Source organism: Bacteroides sp. NGMCC 1.200775 (assembly GCF_040798045.1).
Classification (GTDB): domain Bacteria; phylum Bacteroidota; class Bacteroidia; order Bacteroidales; family Bacteroidaceae; genus Bacteroides; species Bacteroides hominis.
This window is the reverse complement of the sequence record NZ_JASCQK010000002.1, coordinates 389,872-407,729: the sequence shown is the minus strand read 5'-3', so window position 1 is coordinate 407,729 and position 17,858 is coordinate 389,872. Positions and strand designations below refer to the sequence as shown.

At 44.5% G+C, this 17,858-nt stretch carries 10 protein-coding genes; 6 read left to right on the top strand and 4 right to left on the bottom strand.

The window, feature by feature from the left end:
* Nucleotides 1–7 precede the first annotated feature (7 nt).
* Genes QK890_RS08090 through QK890_RS08065 form a run of 6 tightly spaced genes read left to right on the top strand, consistent with a single transcriptional unit; the run spans nucleotide 8 to nucleotide 12,853 of the window.
* Complete coding sequence (locus tag QK890_RS08090; RefSeq protein WP_005810627.1) at nucleotides 8–1,576, top strand: RagB/SusD family nutrient uptake outer membrane protein; 1,569 nt, start codon at nucleotides 8–10, stop codon at nucleotides 1,574–1,576.
* Between the two features lie 5 nt (nucleotides 1,577–1,581).
* Nucleotides 1,582–3,474 carry a right-handed parallel beta-helix repeat-containing protein gene (locus QK890_RS08085; RefSeq protein WP_032531720.1) on the top strand — a complete coding sequence of 631 codons (1,893 nt, stop codon included), beginning with the start codon at nucleotides 1,582–1,584 and terminating at the stop codon, nucleotides 3,472–3,474.
* Entirely contained in the window at nucleotides 3,455–6,373 is a 2,919-nt protein-coding gene (locus QK890_RS08080) for a glycoside hydrolase family 2 TIM barrel-domain containing protein (RefSeq protein ID WP_032540274.1), read from the top strand. The genes QK890_RS08085 and QK890_RS08080 overlap by 20 nt, the downstream gene beginning before the upstream one ends.
* Before the next feature lie 34 nt (nucleotides 6,374–6,407).
* A complete protein-coding gene (locus QK890_RS08075) occupies nucleotides 6,408–8,468 on the top strand; it encodes a DUF5054 domain-containing protein (protein WP_193683223.1) in 2,061 nt (686 codons plus the stop codon).
* 7 nt (nucleotides 8,469–8,475) lie between these two features.
* Nucleotides 8,476–11,259: a beta-galactosidase gene (locus QK890_RS08070; RefSeq protein WP_367627296.1), complete on the top strand. Its 2,784-nt coding sequence runs from the start codon at nucleotides 8,476–8,478 to the stop codon at nucleotides 11,257–11,259.
* Nucleotides 11,260–11,272: 13 nt separating this feature from the next.
* Nucleotides 11,273–12,853 (top strand): glycoside hydrolase 43 family protein, encoded by a 1,581-nt coding sequence (locus QK890_RS08065; RefSeq protein ID WP_005810615.1) that lies wholly within the window; start codon nucleotides 11,273–11,275, stop codon nucleotides 12,851–12,853.
* 248 nt (nucleotides 12,854–13,101) lie between these two features.
* Here QK890_RS08065 and QK890_RS08060 read toward each other — a convergent pair whose 3' ends face one another.
* The 4 genes from QK890_RS08060 to QK890_RS08045 form a co-directional block, all read right to left on the bottom strand.
* Complete coding sequence (locus tag QK890_RS08060) at nucleotides 13,102–13,278, bottom strand: DUF4250 domain-containing protein (RefSeq protein WP_005810613.1); 177 nt, start codon at nucleotides 13,276–13,278, stop codon at nucleotides 13,102–13,104.
* Nucleotides 13,279–13,373: 95 nt separating this feature from the next.
* Complete coding sequence (locus QK890_RS08055; RefSeq protein WP_367627295.1) at nucleotides 13,374–14,597, bottom strand: hypothetical protein; 1,224 nt, start codon at nucleotides 14,595–14,597, stop codon at nucleotides 13,374–13,376.
* Between the two features lie 33 nt (nucleotides 14,598–14,630).
* Entirely contained in the window at nucleotides 14,631–16,970 is a 2,340-nt protein-coding gene (locus QK890_RS08050) for a TonB-dependent receptor (RefSeq protein WP_032540270.1), read from the bottom strand.
* A gap of 12 nt (nucleotides 16,971–16,982) precedes the next feature.
* Nucleotides 16,983–17,798, bottom strand: a complete 816-nt coding sequence (locus QK890_RS08045) for a class I SAM-dependent methyltransferase (protein WP_032540269.1) — start codon at nucleotides 17,796–17,798, stop codon at nucleotides 16,983–16,985.
* Nucleotides 17,799–17,858: the final 60 nt, after the last annotated feature.

Sequence of the window (17,858 nt, the reverse complement as noted above, 5' to 3'; positions counted from 1 at the left end):
AATACGTATGAAAAAGATAATATATAGTTTGTTATTTGCCGCTTTGTTCTCGGCATGTAGTACCGATTTTCTGGATCGGAATCCTTTGGACAAACCCTCAAACGAAGCCTTTTGGAGAACTGAAAAAGATGCCATGGCCGCAGCTACAGGATGTTATAATGGTTGGTTTTCTATGGATGAAGTGATTTATGCCGACTGTGCGTCGGATAATGCTTATAATCCTTTTACTTGGGAAGGCTGGGCGGTACAGGCCGCAGGAACAGCGACCCCTACCGATCCGGGTTATAGCTATATGGGATATGGGAACATGGTTCGCTATAATAATTTCCTGGAGAATATCCACCGCCCCGAAATGAATGAAGATTTACGCAAACGCTTGACAGCCGAAGTACGTTTTCTGCGTGCGTGGGATTATTTTCAGAAAGTGACACATTATGGTGATGTCCCGTTGGTAACTTCCGTACTTGAAATTAAAAATGCCAATTTACCACGTACCGAGAAAGCGAAAGTGGTTGAGTTTATCTTGAATGAACTGAAAGAGATCGCTCCGCAACTTCCCGAATCTTACTCCGGAAGTGATGTCGGACGTATTACTCGTGGCGCAGTTTTGACACTGAAAGCCCGTCTGGAACTGTTCGAACACCAGTATGATGATTGTATGGTTACTTGTAGCGAAGTAATGGGATTGGGCTACGAACTGTTTCCCGATTATAAAGGTTTGTTTAAGATTGCGAATGAAAATAATTCGGAAGTTATTCTGGATATACAATATGTAGAAAGCTTGTATGGTAACTGGGTTTTAGGAGTATTGCCTCCGGCCAGTGTGGGTGGATGGTGTTCTATCAATCCTACTCAATCACTGGTAGATGCTTTTGAGTGTGAAGATGGAAAAACGATCGAAGAGTCTGAGGTATATGATCCGAAAGAACCTTACTTGCACAGAGACCCTCGTTTGGCTGTTACCGTATTAGCTCCGGGAAATCTATACGAAGGAAAACGTTACGACCCAATTGATGTGAAAGATCCGAATGGAGATTATTATGCTCCCTACGGACGTTCTAAAACAGGATATTTGGTTCGTAAATATGTGGACGATTTGTCTGATTATGCGGATATGTGGGATTGTGGCATGAATGCCATTGTCATGCGTTATGCAGAAGTGCTGTTGATGTATGCCGAATGTAAAATAGAGCTGAATCAGATTGATAATTCCGTTTACGATATTTTGGACGACATACGTACCCGTGCTAAAATGCCGGTTGTAGACAGAACCCGATATACCGGTCAGGAGAAGTTGCGCGAATTACTCAGAAGAGAAAGACGTGTGGAACTTGCTATGGAAGGACTTCGGTGGTTCGATATTTGCCGTTGGAAAATCGGTGAACAAGTGTTGAACGGTAAGGTATACGGTTGTTTACTTGGAACGGTCGATCCTGTAACCGGTGCCCTTTCATTGACAAATGAACGGATTTTTGTTGAGAACCGGAAATTTGATCCGGCAAAGCATTATCTGTGGCCTATTCCGCAGACAGTGATCGATGCCACTCCGGCAATTGTACAGAATCCCAATTATTGATTTGGATGGGGAACTTTGAATACTTATATACAAAGAGTGCAATATTATTGTTTGCACTCTTTGTTACTACAGATGTTTACTCGAATTGTGTTGAATCATGCCCGTCGGGTAGGGAAATTCATGTGTCTTCTTCGCGTGGTAATGATTCTTATGGAGGAGAGGAAGCCCGGCCTTTAAAGACCATACAGGCTGCTGCCAATATTGCGCGGCCGGGAGATGTCATTACTGTTCATGAGGGGGTCTATCGGGAATGGGTGAATCCCCCCGTTGGAGGGGAAACAGCGGATAAACCTATTATTTATCAGGCTGCCGGAGGAGAGTATGTGGAAATCAAAGGTTCGGAGAGAATTAAAAACTGGAAAAGGCTGAGTAATACTACCTGGAGTGTAGCAATCTCGAATAATATATTCGCTGCGTTCAATCCCTATGCTGATACTTTGAAAGGAGACTGGCTTGAAAAAGGTAAATGGGCACATACCGGAGAAGTTTATTTGAATGATCGGGCGCTTACGGAAGCTCCACGACTGGAAAATGTATTATTAAACAAGACAGATAGTGCCCTGTGGTTTTGTAAAGTTACTAAAGACACAACTTATTTGTGGGCTAATTTCGGTCAGAAAGACCCGAATGAAGAATTGACCGAAATAAATGTTCGGCAAGCTGTGTTCTATCCGGAAAAGCCATTCGTCAATTATATTGTTGTGCGCGGATTTCGCATGAGCCATGCCGCTACTCCATGGGCACCGCCGACTGCTGAACAGATAGGATTGGTGGGTACACATTGGAGTAAGGGGTGGATAATAGAAAATAATACGATAAGCCATTCCAAGTGTGTCGGCATTACACTGGGAAAATATGGAGATGAATGGGATAATAAATCCGAATCTGTTGAAGGCTATATACAAACTACCCAACGGGCACTTGAAAATGGTTGGGATGAAAAGCGGATTGGTAACCATTTGGTGAGGAATAACCATATTTCCTATTGTGGTCAAGCTGGAATAGCCGGAAGTCTTGGAGCTGTTTTTAGTAGAATAGAAACGAATGTCATACATGATATCGGGTTACAGGAAACTTTTTGGGGATACGAATTAGCCGGAATAAAATTGCATGCTGCAGTGGATGTAATGATAAGCGGGAATCATATCTATCGGACAGAAGGAGGAATTTGGCTTGATTGGATGGCACAGGGAACCCGGATAAAAGGTAATCTGTTACATGACAACCAGACACAAGATCTTTCTTTGGAAGTGAATCATGGTCCCATACTGATAGATCATAACTTGTTTTTATCTCCGGAACTGGCGCAGATTAGACTTTCGCAGGGAGTTGCGTTCGTCAATAACTTGATTGCCTGGGAGATTTGGCCTACTGATAGCGTTGATAAGCGTGAGACCCCTTATTTAGAGCCGCATGGTACATCTATTATCGGATTTCATGATTGTCCTTGCGGCAACGTGTCCTATTTCAACAATATTTTCATGCGGACAGATTTGACTCCTTATGATCAGTGTCGTTTGCCAGTGCAAATGAAGGATAACGTGTTTTGGTCAGGGGCTATACCATCCATTCATGAGACTATGTGTGCAGTAGATACCACTCAACATCTGGTTGGGATAAGGAAATGTGAGGATGGCTGGTACTTACAAATAGATGTTCCCGAAAGTTGGGAGAAAGAAAAAAAACGGGTTATTCCTACTGTTGGACAGTTGAGATATGCAATTATTTCAAATCAAGCTTTTGACAAAATGGGCGGACTACCTGTGTCGTTAAAGGAGGACTACTGGGGTAAAAGACGTAAGAGTAAGATAACTTATTGTCCGGGTCCTATTGAGTTTGAAGCGAAAGGATTACAAATGATTAAAGTTTTTTGTGAAGATGAAAAGATTGTATTATAGGATTATTTTTTCTTGTTTAGCTATTCTGTTTCCACTTTCTCTGCTTTATGCGGGGGAAGTGGAGACAAGAATTTCGCTGAACATGAATCTTGGTTGGGCCTTTCACCGCGGGGATATTGTAAATGGTGAATATCCTGATTTAGATGATTCCAGCTGGATAGCCGCTACCCTTCCTCATATTATGCAATTAGAGAAGAAACATTGTGGCGGGGATATTATCTATGATGGAATAGGTTGGTACAGACGCACTTTCAAGGTACCGTCACAATACAAAGATAAAAGGATCAGTATCTCGTTCGAAGGAGTGATGAACGCCTGTGAGGTATTTCTGAACGGGCAAAAAGTATATACTCATCGAGGCGGATATATTGGTTTTGTGGCAGATCTCACTTCTTATCTTAATTGGAATCAAGATAATTTGTTGGCTGTCAGAGTTTCAGCAGAGTATGATCCGCTTACACCTCCCGGTAAGCCACAGGGAGGAATGGATTTTTATTATTACAGTGGTATTTATCGGGATGTGGAAATGATTATTGCCGATCCGCTTCACATCACTCATGCATTAGAAGAGGATGAAGTTGCCGGTGGCGGAGTTTTCGTCACATATCCGATAGTTGAAAAAGAGAGAGCTGTTGCTCATGTAAAAACACATATCAGAAATGAAGGTCAATATCTCCGGAAGGCGCAGCTTCGTACCCGGATGATTGATAAAAACGGTAAAGTGGTAGCTTGCCAACAAGACTCTTTTCGTTTGTTGGCCGGTGAGGCTCTTCATATCGAGCAAGATTTAAAGATAGACAATCCTTTTCTGTGGCATCCATATACTCCCGATCTGTATCAATTAGAAAGTACGGTTATTGAAAATGATAAAGTGACAGATCATTGCGCTGAGGCAGTTGGTATACGTACGATTGCTTACACCCGTGACGGGGGATTTTTCATAAACGGTGAACCGCTTTATTTGCGTGGAGCAAATCGTCATCAGGCATTTGCCTATATTGGAGATGCCGCTTCCAACTCCATGCAAGAAAGAGATGTGATCGATTTGAAACGCGGGGGCTGTAATGCCGTCAGGGCAGCTCACTATCCACAAGATCCTGCTTTCTTGGCTGCTTGTGATAAATATGGGTTATTGGTTGTGGAATGTATTCCCGGTTGGCAGTATTTTAATAAAGATTCTGTATTTATTTCCCGTCTCTATGAAGTCGGGAAAAAGATGATTCGTCGGGATCGCAATCATCCTTCGGTAATTCTTTGGGAAACAGCTTTGAATGAGAGCCGTTATCCGGCGGAAGTGGCCCGGGAATTACATGCCATTGCACATACCGAATATCCCGGCGACCAAATGTATACTGCCGGTGACTACTTCGGACATACGGACCGGGTTGATTATTTTGATGTATTTTATAAACAGGTATCCCGTTTCCCGAAAGATGGGGATGTGATGAGTAATTATCCGGAAGACCAGATTGCGGTGAAACCACTGTTCTGTCGTGAGTGGGGTGACGGCGTAGGAGAAAAACCTCGTGTGAGCCTAATGGAGAATGAAGAGGAACAATTGAAGCAGTGCCGGGGACGTTTTCAGCAGCTTAACGGACATGGATACTTTGACTGGTGCATGCTTGACGCAAATCCACGGATGGGGGGACATTTTTTGTGGAGTTATAATGATTATGCACGTGGAGCAGAGCAGGAAACTATGTTTTGTGGAATGGTCGATATGAATAGATATCCCAAATTCAGTTATTATATGATGCAGAGTATGCGTGATAAGGATATATCCCAACCCGGATTATATGACGGACCGATGGTATTTATCGCGTCACAGAATACAGCTCCGCGTTATGTCTCATCCGTGAAAGAGATTACCGTATTTTCCAATTGTGATGAAGTCCGGTTGTTTCGTAATCATCAACTGATAGGTAAACAGACGCGCATAGAGCGTACTTCGTTTTATCATCCTATTGTGGAGAAAGGGGGAAGTCCCTGTTATGTCTTCGATGCCGGAACCTATGAAGCCGGTGAATTAGTTGCTGAAGGACTGGTAGACGGAAAGGTGGTTGCAACTCACAGTGTGCGTACTCCCGGACAACCCCGGCAGATTGAAATCTGGTTGAAAGAAGATGGAATACAACCCATAGCGGATGGTTCGGATATGATTCCTGTCTATTTTAAGATCTGTGATTCGTATGGAACTCCCGTTAATACTTCAGATGTCAGGATATATATATCCGTATCCGGCGAAGGGAGTCTGATAGGGGATGGTATAGAGCGTATCGGGGTTAATCCTCAGCAAGTAGAGGGTGGAATCGGATACACACTGATACGGACTACTTGTCGTCCGGGTAAAATTCATGTTTCGGTTTCGGCTGATGGGCTTAAGGGAGATAGCCGGGAGATTACGACCCGAAGATATAACGGAGCGTATGTGCCTGAGGGACAACATGCTTCCTATATCGGAAATGAAGAGGAAGGAGCAGTTGTGAAGGCAACTGCTTGGGAAAATATAATTCGTACAAAAACTCCGTTGAAAATAGTGCGGGTTGAAGCCACTTCGGAACAGAAACGTTATACAGCCGCATGCATTACAGATGGAGACGATTTTTCGTGGTGGATTGCTGACAATGAAACTCAGCCTCAAGTAGTAACGCTTGAACTGGATAAATCCGAGAAAGTGTTTGCAAGCCGTATCCGGTTTCAGAAGGATAGTTCCACTTATACACATAAAGTGGAAACCTCTATCGACGGAAAAAATTGGGAACTTCTGTATGAACGTGAGTGTACGGGGTGGGATTTTAAGCCGGTGCAGATCGGTAAGGAACTAAAATATATGCGTATCACCATTGAGAAAAGTTCGGAAGGAGCAGCCGGACTGGCTGAAGTCACAATCTATAAGTAAATTGATAATTGGAATATAAAAAGAGACTACTACCATGAAAAATTTTTGTTTATATATTCTTTTAGGATGGTTTGCTTCGCTACAATGTTTGTGTGCTGAGAAAGAACCGGTAAAGGATGCGGATATACAAAAGGTGTACGTAATATTCAAGACCCATTTAGATGTAGGATTTACTGATTGGGGCTCTAAAGTGATTGACACCTATACCTATAATTTCATTCCGGCAGTTTTAAATCTGTCAGAAGAAATTATGAAAGATTCGTTGTCACAGATTGATTATCCCTGGACTTGTGGGTCGTGGCTTATCTGGAATTATTTGGAAAGGGCTTCAAATGAAAATGGACAACGAATGAAGGAAGCTATTGGTCGGGGAGACTTTACCTGGCACGCAATGCCTTTCACAATGCAGGTTGAATTGTGTGATAGTGCCATGCTGTCCGCAGCATTGAATATTTCGAAAAAACTGGATCTGCTTTTTGGACGGAAAACGATTGCTGCAAAAATAACGGATGTACCCGGTGTCACGAGGGGGGCTATTTCTGTCTTAAAGCGGAATGGGATTCAGTTGTTGCATGTAGGGACAAATCCGGGTGCAGCTGTGGCACGATTTCCGGAGATATTTCGCTGGAAGAATGCTAAAGGCGATGCCATTAATGTAATCTATCAATCAGACTATGGCAAACCGGTGCATCTGCCCGGAACAAAAACTGCTGCGGTTTTTTGTTTCACTCATGACAATCATGGACCACATTCCTTGAAAGAGATTAAGCGAATCTATGCCGGCTTAAAGCAAAAATATCCGTCAGCCCGGATCATACCGTCTTCGTTGAATGAAGTAGCTCTTGAATTGAGTAAAGTTGAGAACAGTCTGCCGGTCGTTACTCAAGAGTGGGGAGATACGTGGATATATGGTATTGGCAGTGATCCTATGAAAGTGGCTCAGTTACGTCAGTTAATGCGTTTACGTAATCAATGGATACAGGATGGTAAGCTAAAGGTTAATAGTGAAATGGATACACAGTTTTGTATTCCTTTGCTGTTAATGGCTGAGCATACATGGGGAGTGGATGTAAAGTGGTATTTGAGGAATTTTGATAAATATCAGTTCGATCTTTACCCTTCCTTTTTGGACAGTGAAGAAGCCCGGTATTCCGAACGCTCCTGGAGTGAAAAGAGAGAATATATTTATCAGGCTATATCCAAACTCACTCCGGCCTTGCAATACGAAGCGATGCAAGCTCTCATGAAACTGGTTCCGGTGAAAAATCAAGATACTGATTTCCGTTCCTACCGTTCAAAAGCAAAGATAAATACCCCATTTTTTCGGTTTGCTTTCAATCAGGAGAATGGTACACTATGCTATCTGGAAGATAAACAAAAGGGCATTGTTTGGGTAGATGATACGCAGGGTTGGGGGGACTTTGCCTATCAACGTTATTCCGGAGCCGATTTTGCACATTTTATTGATAGGTATTGTCCAAAGAATCCGGAAGGATGGATGTTGGCGGATTATGGAAAGCCCGGGCTCGATAAACTGTCTGTTACCCATGGGATATGGAATTATAAGGCATCGGATATCCGGATAAAAAAGGAGGTCGGACAGACCACTGTCCGGATTCGCCAGCAATTGAATGAACCTGTTTATGGTGCACCGGAGTATGTTGAAATAATATATGTATTCCCGTATGACTCACCTGATATCAAGGTGGAGATCAATTGGTTTGATAAACCGAAGAATCGTGTTCCGGAAGCTGTTTGGTTTTCGTTCTTTCCAAAAGCCTGTGATTCGAAAGTTTATGTTGATAAGATGGGAGAGCGTGTCGATGTGGAAGATGTTGTTTATAACGGAGCGAGGCAGATACACGGAGTGACGGGAGACGTTCTCTTTTCCAGTGGAAAGGGAAAATTGAGTCTTGAGTCTTTGGATGCTCCTTTGGTGGCGTTTAATAATCGTGATTTATTGTCATTCGACAATAAGGTTGCAGACCCCGATGCCGGTATCCATTTCTGTTTATTGAATACTCTATGGGGGACGAATTATCCGCAATGGTTTGGAGATAATATGAAATATCGTTTTAAACTTAAATTTTATTGAAAATCAGATGAAACAACCGTCTAAGAATTGGTTATTATGTGTCCTATTGGGGATGATAGTGTGTTCCTCAGCAACGGCTCAGAAGTTGCCCGAGAAACAGTTTTTCCATCCCGACCGGGTGAGATACGACAAAGATTGCTTTACAATCGAAGGGAAAGATATTTTTATATTCAGTGCTGCATTCCACTATTTTCGTTGTCCGCAAGAGTTGTGGCGTGACCGTTTCAGGAAGATCAAAGAAGCAGGGTTTAATACAGTGGAAACTTATGTGCCCTGGAATTGGCACGAACGGAATATGCCTAAGAATGTAGATGATTATTCACAATTCGACTTTGATGATCTGAAAGCATGGCTGCGTATGGCACACGAGGAGTTCGGATTTTATACCATTGTCCGTCCTGGCCCTTTTATCTGTGCCGAATGGGCGGGAGGGGCATATCCCCGTTGGTTGGCTAAATATTGCCCGGACAGTTATGACACCAGTTTCTGGCTCCGGAGCAACCATCCCGAACATATGAAATGGTCTGAACACTGGTACAATGCTGTTTGCCGAGTATTTTGTGATGAACAGCTTACACATAAGAAACCCGGAGAGAAAGGAATCATTATGGTGCAGCTTGAAAATGAATATATCTATTTTGATATGGAATCTGAGAAGAAAGAAGAATTTCTGCGTGTACTGTCAGATGCTTGTATCCGGAACGGTATCGATGTTCCCCTTTTCACTTGCGTAACTCCCGAAGTTCGCGGTTCGCACGATCCGGTGATCAGTCAGTTATTCGATATGGATAATCAATATGTATGGTGGAATATGCATGAAGCCAAGTCACGTATTGAAAATCTGAAAGCAGAACAGCCTAATGCTCCTGCCTTTGTGTGTGAGTTGCAGGGAGGGTGGTTCTCTACGGTTGGCGGACGCTTGAGCGAAGATAGCTATCTGGACGGACGGCATGCCCGGGGAATGGCGTTGATGGCAATGGCAGGAGGTTCTACCGGGTTGAATTACTATATGTTTTTCGGTGGAACACATTTTGACGGCTGGGGAGCACGACGTATGACTACCACTTACGATTATGGAGCTCCGTTGAAAGAAACCGGAGGCGTTGGAGAGAAATATGCTGCAGTGAAAGGAATCGGTGAGGTGGTCGGTAAATTTGGAAGCCGGCTTGTCAGAAGCAAGTCTGTACCGTTTGAGATGAAAGGAAATGATAATCTGACGATGGGGGTACGCCGGGCTACGGACGGAACTTTATTTATTTTCTTACTGAACCGTGATAAAAAGCAAGAATTCCGTCAGATAGTCAGCTTGACTATAGAAGGAAAGCCGATGCGGATAGATTGTCGGTTGGGGGCGCTTGACAGTAAGTTACTGGTACTTTCTCCCGGAGGCACTTCGACCGAATGGTATCCCCGTGAACAGGTATTGCCGGCACGTCCGGTTGCACTTCCTGCCGCCATATCAGTAACGAAAGTATGGCGAAAAGACGAAGATTTTCGTGGTGACTGGAAGCCTTTGCGCAAAGGTGTATCGCTTCCCGAATTGGGTGTGAACGATTGCCGTTATTCTATGTATCGCAGCCGGGTGAACCTCACTCAAAAGGAAGTAGATCTTTACGGTTCGTTGGTGTTCGAGCTTTTCACTGGTGACCCGGTTTACGTACAAGTGAACGGAAAGTTTGCCGAGCGGGTGTCGAGAGACGAATTGGATAACACCTTTATCGTTTCAGGATTGTTGCATAAAGGAATGAACGAAGTGGTTGCTATCTACGAAAACCGGGGACATGCTCATGGTTACCGTCCGATGGAAGAGTTGAGCGGACTCCGGCAAGCCGGTTTCGGTCGTAAACAGACGGGAATTTTGCCGGTAGAGGAATGGGAAGTAAGAACCATTGATAAAGAGGAACCGCTGTCTGCCTTGCTTGCCGAAGAAACGGGCTGGGAAAGAATGCGGCTCGATCAACGGACCATTGACAATCTGGCCACTTTGCAGATAGCCGGACTTGAAAAGCCGGAATGGCCTGCTGCCTGGATTTTGCAGGAGAAGGCCGGAAGTGCAGTTTATCGTACACACCTTAGGTGGACACCGGAGATGATTCGGGAAGGAATGACTGTTCTGGAATTTGGCTGTATCGATGATGCCGGAACTTTGTGGGTGAATGGTAAGGAAGTGGGTACGCACGAAGAATGGGATAAGCCTTATGTAGTGAATGTTGCTCCATTCGTCAAACCTGGCGACAATGAGATAGCTATTGTGGTGAGTAACCAGAGTGGGGCAGGAGGCCTCCTTAAGGCTGTCCGCCTGAAACAGGAATTCGAAGTGATTAAAAAAATAAACTGGGAGGTCTCTGCCGATCTGGGAGGAATCTGTCAGGGCTGGAACAGAGAACCGGATAGTACGGAGGGCTGGTCGGTAGCAGAGCTTCCTGCAGATTATCCTTTAGTCTGTAAAGGAAGGATTACAGAAACTCTTGAAGCCGGTGTCGGACGGGATGCATTGCTTACCTGGTATCGTCTTGAGTTTGATATGCCCCGGAATGATCCTTCTGTCCGGATACCTTGGAAGTTGATAGTAAATGCTACGGGTACCGGTTATATGTGGCTGAACGGACATAACATCGGACGCCATTGGGAAGAGGGTCCGCAACGGGAGTTCTATCTTCCGGAGTGCTGGCTACGTCCCGGTGAAAAGAATGTGATAGTGTTGGGATTGCGCCAATCTGAAAATAAAGGTGCCCGTTTGTTTGGGGCAGAAGTGGCTCCTTATGTTGAAGATGCTGAATGTATCCAATAAAAAAAGTACAAAAATGAAAAGAGTTTTTTATATTATGATCGCATTGGTGCTGCCTTTTTGCAGTGTCGGTGCACAAACTTCGGTGTGGAACCCGGATAATGGAAACGGGACATTTACAAATCCTATAATGTGGGGAGACTGGCCTGACCCCGATGTCATTCGAGTAGGGGATGATTTTTATTTTGTTTCTACCAGTATGCACTATGTTCCCGGTTGCCCTATTGCTACCTCAAAGGATCTTGTAAACTGGGAGATGGCCGGATATGCGGTAGAGCGTTATGATGAGCATCCCTGCTATGATTTAAAAGGGGGTGACCGTTATCTTCGGGGATCGTGGGCGGCTACCATTCGTCATCACAATGGTAAGTTTTATGTGGGCTTCTGCACTCCTTCATGGGAGGGGGAAGGTCCCGGACACTTCTCAATCTGTATTGCCGATGATGTGAAAGGTCCTTGGGAGCGTACAATCTTTCCTGAATATCTGTACGATCCCGGATTACTGTTTGATGATGACGGAAAAGTTTATGTCGTCCACGGACAAGGTACGCTTTATGTCACGGAGCTGAATGCGGATGCCAAATCTGTGAAAGGAGAAAAAGTGAAAATCTGGGAAAAGAGGTTCAAGAACGCTCACGAGTTTGGAGGAGGATATGGTATGGAAGGTGCACACGTCTATAAGATAAACGGGAAGTATTATATCACTTGCCCGGCAGGCGGAACCGAAGGCTGGCAGATTTGTTTGCGTTCCGACAATATCTATGGTCCTTACGAACATAAATTAATTATGAATGATTGTAGCTCTTATCCTCCCAACGGTTTGCATCAGGGAGGGATGGTACAGCTTAAGAATGGTGATTGGTGGTTTATCATTATGCAGGACAGGGGGCCCATCGGACGTGTTCCCCATCTGGTTCCTGTAGAGTGGGTAGATGGATGGCCCATGTTGGGGCGAAATGGTAAAGATGCCATTACGTATCCAAAACCGGAAGTAGGTAAAGCATATCCGTTTGCTTCTCCTGCTACAACGGACGAATTTAATACTCCCGTACTCGGGCTGCAATGGCAGTGGAATCATAATCCGGACAATACCCGATGGTCCTTGAAGGAACGGAAAGGCTACATGAGGCTGAAAGCTTCATATGCCGACTCATTGAAAACAGCTCGTAATACATTGACACAGCGTGTGCAGGGGCCTTCGTCCGAGGCAACGGTCGAAATCGACGTGTCCGGACTAAAGGATGGAAATGTGGCAGGATTTGGAATTTTCGAGTTTCCTTATGCCTATGTCGGTGTGGAACAGTCGGAGGGTATAAAAAGAATCGTGATGTGTAATGACGGTAAGAATATTGAGGTCATCGACAACTTTACGGGAAATAAATTGTGGGTACGTGCCCGTGTGATGGATGTGAACTTCCGTGCTACTTTCTATTATAGCCTCGATGGGAAAACATTCATTCCGATAGGTAATGATCTTAATATGGGGCTTGGGTTGGTCTGGACAGCCAATCGCTTTGCTTTATTTAATTTTACCAGAGATAAAGCCGGTGAAGACGGATATGCCGACTTTAACTGGTTCCGCTTTACCAATAAATAAGAATCAATTATTGGGTTGAGAATAGAGATATAAAAAGAGGTGTATCGAAACCCGTATTCACCACAGGTTACACAGGATTTACACAAATAAATATCATTAGCTATCGATAGACTAAGCTCGTTCTGTGGAACTCTGTGGTGAATTATGCTTTCCCCGCCTTGTATTCCGATCTACTATCCGAAGCATTTATTATCCACCGGATATAAGAATTACAGGGTTACGGGAATTAAAGCAGGGGGATGCCTGTTTTACCAAAATTTATTCTGTTCGGCATTGTATTCAAATCCGGCCGATTCCAGTTTGCCAATCAGTGTTTCTTTATTGACATTCATATCGTCACATAGTTCATCGAGCGATTTGTAACAATCGCGGAGTTTCATGTTGATGACGCTGAACAACATCATCGGATCTTCTGGAAGTTCCATAATCATTCTTTTTTAAACGGCTGCAAAGATACGGTAACTCTGTTTATTCTGCAAGAAGAGCCCTTGTTTATTAGAACCATGAAAGGCATCGGTCTTTATTTATCAAAATAGTGGCATAATATCGGATTACCTACTGTAGTCAATATGGGTTCTTTAGACACCTCACCTGTCTGTATGTCCAGAGAGTAGATACCTTTCGCTTTAGTCGAAGAGTTACCTATCAGCACAGTTCCTTTGTAGAGGGCAAGCATGACTCCGAAACCATTGGAAAGGTCGAGTCCCTTGATCTTTTTCATGGACCGGTCGTATAGGTTTATTTCTACAGCGAGATCGGCGATGGCGGTATGTCCTTGTTCTCCAGGCTTGTAGTAACCGGGCATATTGATATAAGCATATGCTTTTCCATTGTTTACATACCGGATGGCAGAGATAAATCCCGCAGTTTTTTCTTCTCCGCTGATGTCAGCTCCCGTAATGGTCCAGCGATACGTTGGGTCGAACTCAGTCTCTCCTGCCTTGATACGCAATATGCCGGCATTATGACCTTTGACCATGCCAAAGGCACCGACACACGAAATATAGATATCCTTTTTTTCATCCATGAAGATTGAATAGCGGTCAATCGGACGGGTAGGCATGGAGATACCACTGGTTTGGTCTGTAATCATTTTCAGTAGTTTATCCGTTTGAGTGTCTATAATGGCAATGTCGCTGTATGGACGGTCCTGTGGAGGAACCCATCCGCCCACCATCTGGCTGAGGCCTACGTATAAAAGTCCGTCGCGCAACAACATGGCAGAGGGGTCCGGATTATTGTCGGACACTCCGAGAGAAGGCAGATCGATCTCTCCCTTCTGGACCATGGTGATAGGGTTGAAAATAGCGATCCTGCCCAGTCCTGCCATAGATAGGTAGGCTTTTTCAGCAGAAGCGAAAACAATATTGGTGGCCGAAGAGTTGGGAGGCAATTTCATTGTTCCTGTTTTTGATAACCGGCCGTTGACTCTTGTGTATTTCACCAGTTCGTTTTTACTGTCACCCATGTATCCCGGGAATACAAAGATGTCGTTTCCTTCAATAACCGGATATGCTCCTCCGTAGGGAATGGGAATTCCGTTGTTATTGTTGGTGTTCTGCGGAAATTCATCACGGATCAGCTGCAGGTAAGCGGCTCCCGTCATACCATCGGGGTTGGGCAGAATAGTTGCCAGGGCGATGTTAGCATTGTCGGCCGGGACTTTAGGGTCAGGATCCTTTTCGCATGCCGAAAATACAAGTGCAGCACCGGCAAGTGCCAGTGTCAGATTTCTAATCTTCATAGTTCTCTTGGTTTTTAAATAAATAATCTTGTTTCATTTCAATACATATCTCAGCCTTACTCCCCAATTGCGTCCGGGTAGAGGACGGTTGAATTCGGACATCATCCGGGCATTAGTCAGATTGTTTATCCGTGCTGTGATGATGAACCGTCCGTTCATGAAGCTATGCTCTATTCCGACGTTGGCAGAGAAGGTGCGTGGTATTCTTCGCTCTTGGAACCGGCTTTGTTCAAAGTCGTAGAAATACTCTTCAACGAAAGAACCGTCCGTAAAGATGCGGGTATTCTGCATTTTGCCTCCGAATAGATTTTCTTTATGAAATTCCAGTCCGGCGTTTGCCAGAAGATAGGGGATGTTAGGCATCCGGCTACCTTTGGTCGGGTTGGGGACATGAGTGTTCGGTTCGAACTTTCGTACATCCCGCAAATCCTGATAGGTCATGTTGCAGTAGCCGTAAAGCCAGTGGGTAAGGTCCGCTTTCACCTCTACTTCTGCTCCCAAAGTGCGCATTTTTCCGAAATTCTGGTATTGCGATTGCAGATAACCTCCGGTAAACCGTATCATATTCTCGAGATACCCATAAAAAGTGTTCAATTCCAGTTGAAGATTACTGGCAGACTTTCCGGTACGGTCGAACAGGAACCCCAGATTGATGCTTGTGTTCCGTTCCGGGAGCAGATTTCCGGAAGGAGCGACTGCATATCCATCGCCCAAAAGTTCACTTTCGGCAGGCAGGCGTACGTCATATCCAACCGAAAACTTACCCATGAAGTCCGGAGTGAATCTGTAACGGAGGGCATTGCTGATACCGAAATCCCGTTTCAGCATGTCTACTTTTTCTGCTTCCGATGACATAATGCTGCTCATGTGAGTATTCATGCCGTATGTATAATACTTCACGTTAAGTGAATTCAGGAAAATATCATTGTTCGTGCGGAAATCGTATCCTATTCCGGCAATCCAACTCATCATCGTACTTTTGAAGTTGGTTTTATAACCGACAACTTTGTCCTTCAGGTCATCCTTAGGATGTCCGGATGCATAACTGAACAGCGAGTTGAAGTTAACAGAATGGTTGTTGTTGATAACGTAGTTCAGGTGTAACTTGTGGGTGATTGTATGTTTCTCGTTTCTGGCGTTTGAAGCCCATTTGCCTATTTCCCCTCCATATTCGGATACGGCGGGGTAAGTGGTACCGTCCCAATTGTACCGATATGCGGCGGTATCCACCATATGAAATACCGTATAAGCATAGGCCAGATTCGATTCCATATCGAGCCCCTCGACAAGAAAGTTTTCTTTCTCCAACTTGTTGGCAAAGAGGAAAGCGTCAGAGTAAGTGTGGGCTTTTTCAATATTATATTCGATTCCTTGGATTTCTTTGAAAGTGTGCATAAAGACAGGTTCAAACTCAATCAGGTCGAACCACCATTTACGTGCTTTCAGACTACCTGCAACAGCTAACTTTTTAAATTTATCGTGGTTGCGTTTAATGACAAGCCCCTCTTCGAAGGGAGATTCCATCTTATAGTTGTTGTCAGAATAGGTATAGAATCCCCCGCCTCCGAATTCCAGTCCTTTAGAAGCAATATTCCGTTTGGTTACCAGTGAAAGCTTGTGGGTATTGAAACTTTCGATGCTGTAGCTGGCATCGAGGTACTTGGGCGGATACTCCCTGATGACAATGTTTACAGCTCCGCCTACGGACGATCCGCCAAACCTTGCGGGTACCACTCCTTTGTAGATTTCAATTCGGTCGATCATCTCCACGGGTATGTCATTAATGTCGATGAAGTCCGAATTATCATTCATCGGGCTTCCGTCAATGAAGAAACCGATTCGTTTCCCCTCCAGACCGCGTACCGATACCCGGGACGCACTGCCTACACCTCCTGTGTTACGGATGGTTACACCTACGGTTTTCGACAGGACATCTTGCACATTACTGACCGTTCCCTGTAGTTGTTGCATGCTGATTACCGACATAGGCATGGCCTGCTCGCGCAGTTGGCGGGCTTCACTTTTGGCTGTGATGACAACTTCACCCAGTGACTGAGCTTCCGGTTCCAGGCGGATAACCAGCTTTTTACCTTTGGTATTCGGAATCGTTATTTCCTCTTTCCGGGTGTGATATCCCATAAATGAAAAAGTGACCGAATAACGTCCCGCAGGAGCTTCGATGAGGAACTCCCCGTTTTTATCCGCCGAGACGCCTTTCTTCAGTGCTTCTATATATATGTTGGCACCCGGGAGTATTTCCTCGTCATTGGTGTCGATGATGACTCCGCTCAGTTTGCCCGGTTGTGTTTGGGCCGGGAGGCCGCTGCACAGTGAGAGCAGAGTGATGATGAAAACACAGATTTTATTTCTCATATCCTGTTCTCCTTATTTAGATGATTGTTGTTGGAACTTCATATGTACTATCCGGGATGATTTCCGTAAAGATGGGAATAGTGGGAGCATCACTTTGAAGAACAGAGGCCATCGTTTTTTTAAGCGGTCCATATATAGGTATTCCTTAATCACGTGTAGTCCCGGATACCAGTCTTCCATATCATATACGTTGTCTGTTCCCCATCGGAATGGTGCGTTATACTTCTTTACGTCCGGATGCCATTTGTAGTTCCGGGCTGTCCATGTATTAATTACGTCGAATGCCATTTCCGCATGATGGAAGCGTTGTCCGATCCGGTAAATTAACTCTCTGATATCTTCTTCTTTGAAGTACATCATCACTCCTTCCGATATGATCAGCAGAGGAAGACCTCTGGGAACAGAGTTCATCCATGAATCATCGAACATCGACCGGGCGATCATTTTATAATTATCCGTTTCCTTGAAGAAAAGTTTTCGTAACCCGATGGATTCTTCTACGTCGATGTCTAACCAAAGGCAATTTTGCAATGGAAGTCTTTTGCAGCGTGCATCCAGTCCGCATCCCAGATTTACGACGGTAGCTCCCTTAGGGTGTTTCGACAGGAAGTCGAGGATGATTTCGTCCAATACGAGGGTACGGGCAATTGTGCCCACCTGCGAACCTTCCGAAACTTTGTCTTTCGAAGAACTTGCCAGTTCGATTCGGTGGAGTATATCTATGGCATAAGGGTCTTTGATAGCGCCGTTGGGTTTTACTGTCTCTATAGCCCTTATTCGCAAGGTTATAAACAGAGTTTCGGGAACTCCTGATAAATTTACTTTCATGTTTAGTTTCTGCTTTTATATTTCCGGTTGTTGTTTATTATTCGTGGAGAATTACCTATT

Excerpts from the sequence above, each read along its gene's own strand:
- QK890_RS08090 (WP_005810627.1), top strand. The coding sequence starts at position 8 with ATGAAAAAGATAATATATAGTTTGTTATTTGCCGCTTTGTTCTCGGCA.
- QK890_RS08085 (WP_032531720.1), top strand. The coding sequence starts at position 1,582 with ATGGGGAACTTTGAATACTTATATACAAAGAGTGCAATATTATTGTTT.
- QK890_RS08080 (WP_032540274.1), top strand. The coding sequence starts at position 3,455 with ATGAAAAGATTGTATTATAGGATTATTTTTTCTTGTTTAGCTATTCTG.
- QK890_RS08075 (WP_193683223.1), top strand. The coding sequence starts at position 6,408 with ATGAAAAATTTTTGTTTATATATTCTTTTAGGATGGTTTGCTTCGCTA.
- QK890_RS08070 (WP_367627296.1), top strand. The coding sequence starts at position 8,476 with ATGAAACAACCGTCTAAGAATTGGTTATTATGTGTCCTATTGGGGATG.
- QK890_RS08065 (WP_005810615.1), top strand. The coding sequence starts at position 11,273 with ATGAAAAGAGTTTTTTATATTATGATCGCATTGGTGCTGCCTTTTTGC.
- QK890_RS08060 (WP_005810613.1), bottom strand. The coding sequence starts at position 13,278 with ATGGAACTTCCAGAAGATCCGATGATGTTGTTCAGCGTCATCAACATG.
- QK890_RS08055 (WP_367627295.1), bottom strand. The coding sequence starts at position 14,597 with ATGAAGATTAGAAATCTGACACTGGCACTTGCCGGTGCTGCACTTGTA.
- QK890_RS08050 (WP_032540270.1), bottom strand. The coding sequence starts at position 16,970 with ATGAGAAATAAAATCTGTGTTTTCATCATCACTCTGCTCTCACTGTGC.
- QK890_RS08045 (WP_032540269.1), bottom strand. The coding sequence starts at position 17,798 with ATGAAAGTAAATTTATCAGGAGTTCCCGAAACTCTGTTTATAACCTTG.